Raw genomic sequence first — 13,778 nt, forward strand, 5'->3', positions numbered from 1 at the left:
CCCGCAGGCGATGGCCCCATGCGGCACCGGCCAAGCACACGGTGACCGCGGGCCCGGGCGAATCCTGCACACCCACGGACCCGAGACACCGGGCTCGCTCCCTCCAGAGGGAGCGAGCCCGGCGTGCTTCTGAACTGCCTCCGGAGCAAGAGCGGCTTCTGGCGCGGTCGATGCCCCTGCCTTGCGCTTCTTGAATACCGGATCGGGGCCGACCGGCCCATGCGGTGCACCCGGTCAGCCCCTGGGGCCGGCCCCTGGATCGCTGGATGATCGAAGTGTCGACAGGTTTCGAGGAGGCCAGTGATGACGGACGACGACCACGACCGCCCCCTGACGCACGCCCTGCTCCAGGACGGCACCACGGTGTGCATACGCTCCGTGCTGCCCGGTGACCACGAGCAACTGCACGGTTTGTACGAGGAGATGTCCCCCGACAACCTCCGCCTCCGGTTCTTCGCCGCGAGCCACCGCTCCGCCGAGATGGCCGCAGACAGGGCCTGTGCCCCGCCGCGGACCGGCTACCGGGCGCTGCTCGCCGAGACGCAGGGCCAGGTCATCGGTCTCGCCGAGTACGAGACCGGGGGCGAGACCGGGGACGAGAGCGGTGACGGCACGGCCGAGATCTCCATCGCAGTCGCCGACGGGCTGCACCACCGGGGCGTCGGCACCCTGCTCGTGGAGCACCTGGTCTCCGCCGCCCGCCAGGCGGGCGTCCGCACCTTCACCGCCGACGCGCTGTCCGAGAACCACGAGGTGCTGCGGCTCTTCGCCGACCTCGGCCTGCGCACGTCCCGGCACTTCGAGGGCCCAGAAGTGCGCTGCACCATCGAACTGGCCGAGGACGACACCTACCTCGCGGCCGTCGAGACCCGCGGCAAGGGAGCCGACGTGGCGAGCCTGGAGCCGCTGCTGCGCCCTGACACCGTGGCCGTGATCGGCGCGGGACGCCGGCCGGGATCGGTGGGCCGGGCCCTCCTGCACCATCTGCACGCGGGCGGTTTCACCCGGCGGCTGTTCGCCGTGAACCCCGGCGTGAACTCGATCCTCGGCGTGCCGTCCTACCCCTCGGTCAGTGCCCTGCCCCGCGTCCCCGACCTCGCGGTCCTCGCGATCCCGGCCGCCGCCGTGCCCGCCACCGCCGAGGAGTGCGGCAAGGCCGGCGTACGGGCGCTGCTGGTGGTGACGGCCGGGCTGGACGCGGACCAGGGCCGGGGACTGCTGGACGCGTGCCGCACGTACGGCATGCGGCTCGTCGGGCCGAACTGCCTCGGTGTCTCCAACACCGACCCGGAACTCGCCCTCGACGCCACGTTCGCCGCCGGGCACCCGCGCCCCGGGACGGCGGGGGTCGCCGTGCAGTCGGGCGGCGTCGGTATCGCGCTGCTCGACGGGCTGTCCCGGCTCGGCATCGGCGTCTCCTCCTTCGCCTCGCTGGGCGACAAGTACGACGTCAGCGGAAACGACATGCTCCAGTGGTGGGAGAGCGACGGCCGCACCGACCTCGCCCTGCTGCACCTGGAGTCGTTCGGCAACCCCCGCGCGTTCTCCCGCACCGCCCGCCGGGTGACCCGGCGGATGCCCGTCCTCACGGTCGACGCGGGCCGCACCGACGCGGGCCGCCGTGCCGCCGCCTCGCACACCGCGGCCGCCGCCACCCGCACCATGACCCGGCAGGCGCTGTTCACCCAGGCGGGCATCACCGCCACCCGTTCCGTGGGCGAACTCCTGGAAACCGCCGCCCTGTTGCACGCCCAGCCGCTGCCGACCGGCAGCCGCGTCGCGATCGTCACCAACGCGGGCGGCGCGGGCGTCCTGGCCGCCGACGCCTGCGCGGAGGCCGGACTCGCCCTCCCGGTCCTGACATCTGCGCTGATGGACGACCTGCTCGGTGTGCTGCCGGAGGGCGCCGCCGTGGGCAACCCCGTCGACGCCACCGCGGCCGTCAGCGAGGAGCAGCTCCGGGACTGCGTGGAGCGGGTCGCCCGGCACCCGGGTATCGACGCGGTCCTGGTGGCCCTCGTTCCCACCGCCGTCGCCACGGCGACCGGCGACGATCTGGTCCGCGCGCTCACCGACGGGCCCGCTCGACGGGAGCGTCCGGTCGCCGTCGTACGACTGGAGCAGGCACTGCCGGTCGAGCTGCTGCCCGCCGCGGACGGCGGCACCATTCCGTCGTACTCCGAACCGGGCGCGGTGGCACGGGCGTTGGCCCACGCAGCCCACCGTGCGGCCTGGCTGAGCCGGCCCGCCGGAACCGTCCCCGACCTCCCGGACATCGACACCGGGCGCGCCCGGACGGTCGCCGAGACCTTCCTCGCGGCACACCCCGACGGCGGCTGGCTCGACCCCCGCACCTGCGCGGAACTGCTCGCCTGTTACGGCGTTCCGCAACTGAACTGGACCTGGGCCGAGACCGAGGACGACGCCGTCATCGCCGCCGAACGGCTGCGGGGGCCCGACGGCCGCGTCGTCATGAAAGCGCACTGGCCCGGCGTGCTCCACAAGAGCGAACAGAACGCCGTGCACCTCGACCTCCAGGGCGACGCCCAAGTACGCGCCGCTTTCCGGGACTTCGAGACCCGGTTCGCCGGACTCCTGACCGGAGTGGTCGTCCAGCCGCTCGCCGCGCGCGGCACCGAACTGTTCGCCGGGGTCGTCCAGGACGAGGTCTTCGGACCCCTCGTGCTGTTCGGCCTCGGCGGTACGGCGACGGAGGTACTGGCCGACCACGCGGCCCGCCTCGCCCCTCTGACCGACCACGACGTCCACGACCTGATCACCTCGCCGCGTTGCGCACCATTGCTCTTCGGCGCACATGGCGCCGGACCGGTGGACCTCGAAGGTCTGGAACGGGTGCTGCTGCGCCTGTCCCGCATGGCGAGCGATCTTCCACAGCTCGCCGAGGCCGACTTCAACCCCGTCCTCGCGACCCCCGGCGCGGTCAGCGTGCTCGACGCACGCGTCCGCCTGCTGCCGCGCCGCGCGCAGGACCCCTATCTGCGCCGACTGCGCTGAGGAGGAACGGACATGAAGCATGACAAAGTCGGATCCGTGATGACGACGGACGTCGTCCGGGCACCGTACGGCGCCCCCTTCAAGGAGGTGGCACGGCTGCTCGCCGGCCACCGCATCAGCGGGCTGCCGGTCGTCGACGAGGACGAGAAGGTCATCGGGGTGATCTCCGAGTCCGATCTCCTCGCCCGGCAGGCACAGACCCCCGACCCGTACGCGCCGAATCGCCGCTTCCGGCTCGTCCTGCCGACCCGCGGTGCCCGTCGGCAGGCGGCCAAGGCGCGAGCCCGTACCGCCGGACAGCTGATGTCCGTACCGCCCGTGACCGTCTACGCGGAGAACACCATCGCCGAAGCCGCCAGGACCATGGCTCAGAACCGGGTGGAGCGGCTGCCGGTGGTGGACGAGGAGGACCGGCTCGTCGGCATCGTGACCCGCCGCGACCTGCTCCAGGTCTTCCTGCGCCCGGACCGGGAGATCCGCTCCGAGGTGATCGACGAGGTCCTGGTGCGGTCGCTGTGGCTGACACCGCAGATCGTGACGGTCACGGTCCACGAGGGGGTGATCACGCTCGACGGCCACGTGGAGCGCCGGAGCGAGGCGGAGATCGCGGTCGCCATGAGCCGCCGGATCGACGGGGCTGTCAGCGTCGTCGACAAGCTCACCTATCGCTTCGACGACGCACACCTGCGCCCGGACGAGCCGGCCGTGCACGGAGTGACCGAGGACTGGCTGCGGAAGCTGTGAGAGGAGGCGTACCACCATGCTCAGCAACGTTCTGGTCGCCTATGGGACGACCAACGGATCCACGGCGCGGATCGCGGAGACCGTCGCCGAGGTCCTGCGCAAGGAGGGGATGTCCGCCGAGGCGGTGCCCGCCCGCTCCGTGACGAGCGTTGAGCCGTACGACGCCGTCGTGGTCGGTGGCGGCCTGTATGCGGGGCGCTGGCACAAGGACGCGCGCCGCTTCGTGCGCCGGCACGGCCGCGCGCTCGCCGGGCTCCCCCTGTGGTTCTTCAGCAGCGGCCCGCTCGACGCCTCTGCCTCGGAACGCGACATCCCGCCCGTGCCCGGCGTGAAGCGGGCGATGCACCGGCTCGACGTGACGGAACACGTCACGTTCGGCGGGTGCCTCGAAGAGGGGGCGAAGGGATTCATCGCCCGGAAGATCGTCTCCTCCGGCAAAGGCGGCGACTTCCGAGACTTCGAGCAGATCGAGGCATGGGCGGCAGACATCTGCACCGTGCTGACGACAGGCGTTCGGAAAGGCTGACGCCGGCCTTGAGCGGGGTGCTGTCGCACGAGGGCGGAGCGGGCCGCTGAAGGATCAACGCGGCGCTGAACCGCTCCGCCGCACCGGTCGCGGTGGTCCCGGACGACTGAGCGTCCGGATCGGGGTGTGCCATGAGCAGCCCTGGGGTTCGCGGCGCCCTCATGGGGCGGCAGGGGCCGCCCGGTCCCGCGGTGGGGACCGACCGGCCCATGCGTGAGGCGTCCGCAGGGGTCAGGCTGGAACCACCAGGTCACGTCGCGACGTGAAGGGATCGTCATGAAGGCACTCGTGTTCCACGGCCCGGGAAAGTCCGCGTGGGAGAGCGTGGCGGATCCCGGTATTCAGGAGGCCACCGACGCCATTGTCCGGGTCGACACCGTCACCATCTGCGGCACCGACCTGCACATCCTCAAGGGCGACGTGCCGGAGGTGACTCCTGGCACGGTCCTCGGCCACGAGGCCGTCGGTGAGATCGTCGAGGTCGGCAGCGATGTGCGCACGGTCCGACCGGGCGATCGTGTCCTGGTCTCCTGCATCACGGCGTGCGGCCGCTGCCGCTTCTGCCGGGAGGGCGCATACGGCCAGTGCCGCGGCGGCGGCGGTTGGATCCTCGGCCACCTGATCAATGGCACGCAGGCCGAGTACGTCCGCGTCCCGCACGCCGACCTGTCCACGTACCTCCTGCCCGGAGCCGTGGACAGCAAGGACGCGGTTCTACTGGCCGACATCTTCCCCACCGCCTATGAGGTCGGCGTGCTCAACGGGCGGGTACGCCCTGGAGACGCCGTCGCCGTCGTAGGAGCGGGGCCCATCGGGCTCGCCGCGATCGCGACGGCGCGCCTCTACTCGCCGGAGAAGATCATCGCCGTCGATCTCGCTCCGGCCCGTCTCGACGCCGCCAAGCGTCTTGGCGCCGACGCTGTCGCGATGGCGGGTGAGGAGGCCGAGCAACTCGTCTCCGACCTCACCGACGGGCTCGGCGCCGACGTCGTCGTCGAAGCGGTAGGCGTCCCGGAGAGCTTCGAGATGTGCACGCGCATGGTGCGGCCCGGCGGACACGTCGCCAACGTCGGCGTGCACGGCCGGCCCGCGACCCTGCACCTCGAAAGCCTGTGGATCAAGAACGTGACGATCACCACCGGCCTGGTCGACACCCACTCCACCCCCACCCTGCTGCGCATGATGGCCGCCGGCCGGCTCCCGGCGGCCTCACTCATCACCCACACGTTCCCGCTGGACCACATGGAAGAGGCGTACGACGTCTTCGCACGGGCGGCCGACACCGGCGCGCTCAAGGTGGTCCTGGGCGAGCCGCGGCACGACGCCCTGACGGTCAGGACGCCCTGACGGAAGGAAGCGAAGGCCATGTCCGAACAGACACGAAGGGGCATGCCCAGCGGGACACCGCAGGACGAGGGCACAGCCGGGGCGATGTCGGTCGCGACACCGGACATCAGGGAGACACCGCAGCCGACGGTCCGCACGGCGGCTTCGCCCGCGGCGGCACCGGGCGACATCGGGCGGCGTATCGCCGCGCGGCGCGAGGAACTCGGCCTGACCCGGGACGACGCGGCCGCCCGCGCGGGCACCGCTGCCGGCTACCTCCAGTACCTGGAAGAACAGTCCACGGCGACGCCCGGAGCCGGCGTCATGATCCGGCTCGCGGACGCCCTCGACACGAGCGTCGCCGCCCTGTACGGCGGCGAGGCCGACCTGCCGCCGGGCCTCGGCCAGGCCGCCGGGCACTCCGAACTGATCGAACTCGGCCCCGAGGACTGCCTTGCACGACTGTCCACGCACGGCGTCGGAAGGCTCGCCACCGATACCGAGGACGGCCTTGTCATCCTTCCCGTCAACTACAGCGTCATCGACGGCGCGATCGTCTTCAGGACCGCGCCGGATTCGGTGATTGCGGCAGCGGTCGGATCCCCTGTCGCCTTCCAGGTCGATCACGTCGACGAGGCCCTCAGCCAGGGCTGGAGCGTACTTGTCCAGGGCAGCGCCCAGGCCGTGACCGACCCCGACATCAGGCGCCGGCTCGACGCTCTCGCCTACAGCCGTCCCTGGGCCGGCGGCGAAGAGCGCGACCTGTGGGTACGCGTCGAGCAGGACCGGATCAGCGGACGCCGGATCGCGGTGCGGTGATACGGGCGCCGCGCCCCGACACCAGGAAGGAGTGACCTTCTCCGTTCTCCGGAGACCGCTGAGGCCGAGCTGAGGCCGATGAGACCTGGCCCCGATTGCTGTCTTGCCACAGGCAGAGGCGTCGCTTGTGGCCGAAGCGCTGTACCGCGTGAGAGTTGGCTCCGCTGATGAACCCCGACGACGGATTTCGTGAACTCGGCAGGCAGGAATGCCTGGACCGGCTCGGCGGGGTGCCCATCGGCAGGGTCGTCCACACACGGGACGCCCTGCCCGCGGTCCTGCCGGTCAACTTCTGTCTCGACGCGGAGTCCGCCGTCGTGCTGCGGACGTCGGCGGACTCGGAACTGGCCCGTTCCATCGACGGTGTGGTGGTGGCGTTCGAGGCCGACGTGGTGGACGCGGCGGCGCACTCCGGCTGGAGCGTGGTCGTGACGGGGCGCGCCATGGTGGTGAGCGATCCCGCCGAGCACCATCGCCTGACCCGGACAGGACCCCGTTCCTGGGTGGCCTCGCCCAGCGATGTCTTCATCCGCATCGTGTCCGAACTGGTCACCGGCCGGGAACTCGTCGCAGGTCGTCCGGAGTACGGGCTGCAGGGGCCTTCCTGACCTTCCGCGATCACGGGGTGGGCCGAACGGCCCTCGGGCGAGGGCGTTCGGCGTCCCGGCCGGTACTGTCCGGCCCTCGTCCCGGTCACCCCGGCCGACAAGTATCGGCAGTGCAGGACATTCCGCGCAGCGTGAAGGGAGACCGGCGATGACCGCAACGGTGACGGCTGGTGGCCGGACGGCCGAGGCATGGCAGGGCTTCGCCGGGACGGCGTGGCGCGAGCGCATCGACGTCCGCGACTTCATCCAGGCCAACTACACGCCCTACGAAGGAGACGCGGCCTTCCTGGCCGGCCCGACGGAGCGCACCCGGGCCGTCTGGGGCACGGTCAGCGCGCTCTTCCCGGAGGAGCGGCGCAGGGGAATCCTCGACGTCGACACCGGGACCCCCTCGACGATCACCTCGCACGCGCCCGGATACATCGACCGCGAGCGGGAGTTGATCGTCGGCCTGCAGACCGACGCGCCGCTCAAGCGCGCCATCATGCCGAACGGCGGCCTGCGGATGGTCGAGAACAGCCTGAAGGCGTACGGCTACGAGCCCGACGACTTCGTCACCCGCGTCTTCGGCACCTACCGCAAGACCCACAACGACGGTGTCTTCGACGCGTACACGCCCGCGATGCGCGCCGCCCGCAAGGCCGGCATCATCACGGGTCTGCCCGACGCGTACGGCCGCGGCCGGATCATCGGCGACTACCGGCGTGTGGCGCTGTACGGCACGGACCGGCTCATCGTCGCCAAGCGCGCGGAACGCGCCGGACTCGACGCCGCGCCGTCGACCGAGCACATCATCCGCGACCGCGAGGAACTCGCCGAGCAGATCAGGGCGTTGGACGAGCTGACCCGGATGGCCGCGACCTACGGCTGCGACGTCTCCCGCCCCGCCGAAACCGCCCACGAGGCTGTGCAGTGGCTCTACTTGGGCTATCTCGCCGCCGTGAAGGAGCAGAACGGGGCGGCGATGTCGCTGGGCCGCACCTCGACCTTCCTGGACGTGTATCTCCAGCGCGATCTGGCCAAGGGCGTCCTCGACGAGACCCGCGCCCAGGAACTGGTCGACGACTTCGTGATCAAGCTGCGCATCGTACGGTTCCTGCGCACCCCCGAGTACGACGCGCTGTTCTCCGGCGATCCGACCTGGGTCACCGAATCCATCGGCGGCATCGGCGAGGACGGCCGCCCGCTCGTCACCCGCACCTCCTTCCGCTTCCTGCAGACCCTCTACAACCTGGGTCCGGCCCCCGAGCCCAACCTGACCGTGCTGTGGTCGCCCCGACTCCCGTCCGGATTCAAGGAGTTCTGCGCCAAGGTCTCCATCGACACGAGCGCGATCCAGTACGAGTCCGACGAGCTGATGCGCCCGTGCACCGGCGACGACACCGCGATCGCCTGTTGTGTCTCCGCGATGGCCGTCGGCAGGCAGATGCAGTTCTTCGGCGCGCGGGTCAACCTCGCCAAGGCGCTGTTGTACGCGGTCAACGGCGGCCGGGACGAGATCAGCGGCGAGCGGATCGCCCCCGAGATGCCGCCCCTGACCGGCGAGTACCTGGAGTACGAGGAACTGTCGAAGGCCTACGACGCCATGCTGGACTGGCTGGCGGAGACCTACGTCAACGCGCTCAACGTCATCCACTACATGCACGACAAGTACGCCTACGAACGCATCGAGATGGCGCTCCACGACCACCCCGTGCACCGCTTCATGGCCTGCGGTATCGCCGGCCTCTCCGTCGCCACCGACAGCCTGTCCGCCGTCAAGTACGCCCGGGTCAAGGTGATCCGCGACGAGACCGGGCTGGCCGTGGACTACGAGATCGAGGGCGACCACCCGGCGTACGGGAACAACGACGACCGGGCGGACGCCATCGCCGTCGGCCTGGTGGACTCCTTCATGGCGAAGGTGCGTGAGCACCCCGCCTACCGGGACGCCGAACACACCCAGTCGGTGCTGACGATCACCTCGAACGTCGTCTACGGCAAGCACACCGGCAACACACCCGACGGCCGCCGCGCGGGACAGCCCTTCGCACCCGGCGCCAACCCGATGAACGGCCGCGACCGGCACGGGGTGGCCGCCTCCGCGCTCTCCGTCGCCAAACTGCCCTATGAGCACGCCCGCGACGGCATCTCGCTGACGACGACGATCACTCCGGAGGGACTGGGGCACGTGCCCGGCGAGCGCGCCGGTCATCTGGTCGGCATCCTCGACGCGTACATGGCCTCCGGCGGCTTCCACATGAACGTCAACGTCCTGGACCGGGCCACCCTGGAGGACGCGATGGAACACCCGGACAAGTACCCGGAGTTGACCATCCGGGTCTCCGGCTACGCCGTCAACTTCGTACGCCTGACCCGTGAGCAGCAGCTCGACGTGATCAGCCGGACCTTCCACGGAACGCTGTGAGGACGATGACGACGGGCCGGATCCACTCCTGGGACCTGTCCACCGGCGTGGACGGTCCCGGGACCCGGTTCGTCCTCTTCGTCAACGGCTGCCCGCTGCGCTGCCTCTACTGCGCCAACCCCGACACCTGGCACATGCGTGACGGCCGGGAGGCCACCGTCGACGAGGTCATGGCGGAGATCGAGAAGTACCGGCCGTTCGTCACCACCGCCGGCGGCGGCGTGACCATCACCGGCGGCGAACCCCTGCTCCAGCCCGCCTTCACCGCCGCACTGCTACGCCGCTGCAAGGAAGCCGGACTGCACACCGCCCTGGACACCTCCGGCTTCCTCGGCACCCGCGCCACCGACCAACTCCTCGCCGACACCGACCTGGTGCTCCTCGACATCAAGTCCTTCGACACCGGCACCTATCGTGAGCTGACGGGCGGTCGACTCGAACCCACCCTGAACTTCGCCACGCGCCTTGACCGCCTCGGCGTCCCGATGTGGATCCGCTACGTGCTGGTCCCCGGTTGGACCGATGATCCGCAATCGGTGGACTCCCTGGCCCGGTTCGTCGCGAAGCTCAGCACAGTCGACAGGGTCGACGTACTGCCTTTTCACAAGCTCGGTGCGGAGAAGTACGACGCTCTCGGGATCCCGTTCCCGCTGCGAGACAACCCCGTTCCCGATCCCGCCATGATCGACCGGGTCCGTCAACGCTTCAGGGATCACGGTGTGTCCGCCTACTGAGAGCCGAGCGCCGGTCGCGGTGTCCGGCCGCTACCGTCGGGAGCCGCGAAGAGACACGCTTCATTCCAGCGGGCAACTGGTCAGCAGCGTCGTCCGGTCGGCGTCGGCCGGGCGCGGGACGGTGTGGCCCGCGGGAGGACGGCCCTCGCCGGCCAGCCATCGTTCGAGGGCAGTGAAGGCGGAGCGGTGGCAGGGGACCATCGGTCGGAGTTTGTCGGGGAAGGTGTCGACGAGCGAGTCGGTGTGCGTCCCGTCCTCGATGCGGTAGTAGCGCAGCAGCCCGCCCCGCCCGGCCGCGCGCACCATGCGGGCGTAGACGTCGGAGTCCTGGCTGATGGGCAGCAGCACGTCGAGTGTGCCCTGGAGGGTGATGAGCGGCTTGCCGATGCGTCCGGTCAGCGCGATGCGGTCGACGGCGCGGTGGACCGCTCCCGGCCGGGTGGCGTAGTCGTAGTCGGCGTCGCAGCCGGGGGTGCCGGAGGCGCAGTACGGGGTTCCCGCCTCGGTCGCGCCGTCGTACCCGGGGTCCAGTTCCTCGCGGTAGATGCGCTGGGTCAGGTCCCAGTACACCTGGTGGTGATACGGCCACAGGAATTCCGAGCCGGCCGGGTAGCCCGCGGCGTGCATGGCCTCCTGGGCCTGCTCGCTCCCGGCGCCCCCGGCCGCGTACACGGGGTAGTGGCGGAGTGCGGGCGGCAGGAAGGTGAGCAGGTCGGGGCCGTCGGAGCGCCACAGCGTGCCCTCCCAGTCGACTCCTCCGTCGAACAGCTCGGGATGGTTCTCCAGCTGCCAGCGGACGAGGTAGCCGCCGTTGGAGATGCCGGTGGCGATGGTGCGGGCCGGGGGCCGGTGATATCGCTGCCTGACGACGGAGCGGGCGGCCCGGGTGAGCTGGGTGAGCCGCATGTTCCACTCGGCGATGGCGTCGCCGGGCCGGCGGCCGTCGCGGTAGAAGGCGAGCCCGGTGTTGCCCTTGTCGGTGGCGGCGTAGGCGTAGCCGCGGGAGAGCACCCAGTCGGAGATCGCTCGGTCGTTGGCGTACTGCTCGCGGTTGCCCGGTGTTCCGGCGACGACCAGCCCGCCGTTCCAGCGGTCGGGAAGGCGGATGACGAACTGCGCGTCGTGGTTCCAGCCGTGGTTGGTGTCGGTGGTGGACGTGTCGGGGAAGTAGCCGTCGATCTGGATCCCGGGGACTCCGCTGGGCGTGGGCAGGTCCTTGGGCGTGAGGCCCGCGTAGTCGGCCGGGTCGGTGTGGCCCGAGGCCACGGTCCCGGCGGTGGTCAACTCGTCCAGGCAGTCGGCCTGCTGGAAGTCCGCGCCCGGCACGCGCGGCGGCAGATCGCGTGCGGCGCAGTGCCCGCCCGGTGTCCCGTCGCCGACCACGGCGGGCGCCGCCGCGGCCGGCGCGGGGACGGTCGAACAGGCGGCGGCGAGGGACAGTGCTCCGAGAGCGACGCGCCATCTGGGCCGTCGTCCGCGGGGCGGGGCGACGGTCGTACGGGCTGAGGGCATCCGGGGCCTCCGGGTCGAGTGGTTCGTGGTGGACGCACCGGAGGCTAGGGGCGACGTGACTGCTCGGGACATGTGCCGGCCCACCATGGTGGCGGCCCCGATAGGGTCGCCGGCCACCATGGCGGGCCTGGTCGCCTCGCCGGACTGGAGAGCTGCGGGCCGGTCAGGGGCAGCCGCTGTCGGCAACGGTGTAGTAGCCGGTGGGCGACTCCTTCAGGGTGTGCGTGACGAAGGTGTTGTAGAGACCCATGTTCTGGCTGGAGCCTTTGGCGTAGCTGTAGCCACCGCTCGTGGTGGCCCGTCCCGCCTGGACGTGGCTGTAGTTGCTGCCCGTCCAGCAGGCGGTGGTGCCGCCGGTGGTGGTTGCGGTGATCGCCTCCGAGCCGGATCCCGCCGTGCCGCCGGCGTCCCGGGCGGCGACCGTGTAGGCGTGCGAAGTGCCCGTCTGCAGCCCGGTGTCCGTGTACGACGTGCCGCTCGGTGTTCCGACCGGGGTGCCGTCGCGGTGGACGACGTAGTCCGTGGCGCCGCTGACGGCGTTCCAGCTCAGGCTGATGCTCGTGTCGGTGGCTCCGGTCGCCGCCAGCCCGGTCGGCGCGGGCAATGAGCCCGTTCCGGTCCCGGAGCCGTCTAGGCCGAAGAACCGGGCGATCCAGTGACTGGAGCAGATCGAACTCAGGAAGTACGGGGCGCCCGTGCTGCCGCACTGCTGGGCGCCGGTGCCCGGTTCGACCGGGGTGCCGTGACCGATGCCGGGAACCCGGTCGACCTCGACGGCGACCGTGCCGTCCGCGGCCAGGTACTCGTCGTGCCGGGTGGAGTCGGGCCCGATGCTGGTGGTGCGGGTGGGGGTCTGGGGCAGCCCGTGCAGTGCCGTCCACTGATCGCGCAGCTCACCGGCGTTGAGCGGAGCGACCGTCGTGTCCTGGTCGCCGTACCAGATGGCCGTGCGCGGCCACGGTCCGGTGTACGACGGGTACGCGTCGCGCACCCGCTGGGCCCAGTCGCTCGGGCTGAGGTCGACCCCGGGGTTCATGCACACGTACGGGCTGTTGTCCTTCGTACAGTTGAAGGGCAGTCCCGCGACGACCGCGCCGGCGGAGAAGACGTCCGGGTAGGTGGCGAGCATGACCGCGGTCATGGCGCCGCCCGCGGACAGACCGGTGACGTAGACGCGCCGGGAGTCCGCTCCGTACGTGGAGACGGCGCTGCTCACCATCTGTCTGATGGAGAGGGCTTCCCCCTGATCGCGCTGGTTGTCGCTCGACTGGAACCAGTTGAAGCACTTGTTGAGGTTGTTCGAAGAGGTGGTCTCCGCGAGCACGAGCAGGAATTTGTCCCGGTCGGCGAGTTGGGGCAGCCCGGAGTTGTCCGCGTAGACCTGGGCGCTCTGGGTGCACCCGTGCAGCGCGACGACCACGGGCGGGTTCGCGGGCAGGGACGCCGGCCGGTACACGTACATGTTCAACGCGCCGGGATTGGAGCCGAAGTTGCCGACGCGCGTGAGTGCGACGGCGGCGTGAGCGGGCGCGGGACCGGTCAGCGCGACGCCCAGGACGAGGGCGACGACAGTGAGGAGACGGGGCAGGGCGCCGCCCCACCGGCTCCAGTGGCGTCCATGGGCTGATGGATGTGGCATCGGCGGCTCCTTCGTCGAGTGCCCCGGTGCTCTTACGGCCGTCGGCGCATCACTGGGCGCCGGGCACATCGAGGCGTTGCGGAACCTTAGAAGCGGGCGGGCGGAGCCGACATGGCACCGGGCACCACAGCCGGCCTCGCGTCAGTCGACCTCACACGGATTGCGCGCGTGCCACCGGGGCTGATAGGGACCTCGCGATCGGCGGAAGCATCCGACGGCTGTCAGCCGGATGCCGGGGCGGTCAAGCCGGCCCTGTCGATCCTGCCAGACAGTGATCTTGACTCCGGCCTTGAGAGCGCTGCTCACCTGGGTCCGGCCCGTGTGGTTGGGCGCCCGGGCCGACTGGATCGCCCGCATGGGCCGGACGGCCCATGCGAGGCACAGCAAGAGAGGTCCAAGATGAACTTATCGTGCAATTCCGGCATTTCTCAGGTTGTGGCGGGTGGTG

Annotated in this window: 10 protein-coding genes; 8 read left to right on the forward strand and 2 right to left on the reverse strand. The window is 70.9% G+C overall.

The features are described 5' to 3' along the window. Window positions 1–303: 303 nt before the first annotated feature. The 8 genes from ABZX90_RS04210 (at window position 304) to pflA (ending at window position 10,179) form a co-directional block, all read left to right on the forward strand. On the forward strand, window positions 304–3,015 hold the full coding sequence (locus ABZX90_RS04210; RefSeq protein WP_355201345.1) for a GNAT family N-acetyltransferase: 2,712 nt from the start codon (window positions 304–306) through the stop codon (window positions 3,013–3,015). Window positions 3,016–3,027: 12 nt separating this feature from the next. After that, window positions 3,028–3,759, forward strand: coding sequence for a CBS domain-containing protein (locus ABZX90_RS04215; RefSeq protein ID WP_355201347.1), 732 nt, complete (start codon window positions 3,028–3,030; stop codon window positions 3,757–3,759). A 16-nt stretch (window positions 3,760–3,775) separates the two neighbouring features. After that, a complete protein-coding gene (locus tag ABZX90_RS04220) occupies window positions 3,776–4,285 on the forward strand; it encodes a flavodoxin domain-containing protein (RefSeq protein WP_355201349.1) in 510 nt (169 codons plus the stop codon). Between the two features lie 276 nt (window positions 4,286–4,561). Beyond that, window positions 4,562–5,632: a zinc-dependent alcohol dehydrogenase family protein gene (locus tag ABZX90_RS04225; protein WP_351120127.1), complete on the forward strand. Its 1,071-nt coding sequence runs from the start codon at window positions 4,562–4,564 to the stop codon at window positions 5,630–5,632. Window positions 5,633–5,650: 18 nt separating this feature from the next. Then, on the forward strand, window positions 5,651–6,430 hold the full coding sequence (locus tag ABZX90_RS04230) for a pyridoxamine 5'-phosphate oxidase family protein (RefSeq protein ID WP_351120129.1): 780 nt from the start codon (window positions 5,651–5,653) through the stop codon (window positions 6,428–6,430). A 167-nt stretch (window positions 6,431–6,597) separates the two neighbouring features. Continuing rightward, window positions 6,598–7,038, forward strand: coding sequence for a pyridoxamine 5'-phosphate oxidase family protein (locus ABZX90_RS04235; RefSeq protein WP_351120131.1), 441 nt, complete (start codon window positions 6,598–6,600; stop codon window positions 7,036–7,038). 148 nt (window positions 7,039–7,186) lie between these two features. Further along, window positions 7,187–9,445 carry a formate C-acetyltransferase gene (pflB, locus tag ABZX90_RS04240; protein ID WP_355201352.1) on the forward strand — a complete coding sequence of 753 codons (2,259 nt, stop codon included), beginning with the start codon at window positions 7,187–7,189 and terminating at the stop codon, window positions 9,443–9,445. Window positions 9,446–9,450: 5 nt separating this feature from the next. Next, window positions 9,451–10,179 (forward strand): pyruvate formate-lyase-activating protein, encoded by a 729-nt coding sequence (pflA, locus tag ABZX90_RS04245; RefSeq protein ID WP_355201354.1) that lies wholly within the window; start codon window positions 9,451–9,453, stop codon window positions 10,177–10,179. 60 nt (window positions 10,180–10,239) lie between these two features. On the opposite strand, the gene ABZX90_RS04250 is transcribed toward pflA, so the two are convergent. Beyond that, window positions 10,240–11,691, reverse strand: a complete 1,452-nt coding sequence (locus ABZX90_RS04250) for a 3-hydroxybutyrate oligomer hydrolase family protein (RefSeq protein WP_355201356.1) — start codon at window positions 11,689–11,691, stop codon at window positions 10,240–10,242. Window positions 11,692–11,854: 163 nt separating this feature from the next. Beyond that, window positions 11,855–13,330: a PHB depolymerase family esterase gene (locus ABZX90_RS04255; RefSeq protein ID WP_355201358.1), complete on the reverse strand. Its 1,476-nt coding sequence runs from the start codon at window positions 13,328–13,330 to the stop codon at window positions 11,855–11,857. Window positions 13,331–13,778 lie beyond the last annotated feature (448 nt).

This window comes from Streptomyces sp. NPDC002935, assembly GCF_040611295.1.
Classification (GTDB): Bacteria; Actinomycetota; Actinomycetes; order Streptomycetales; family Streptomycetaceae; genus Streptomyces.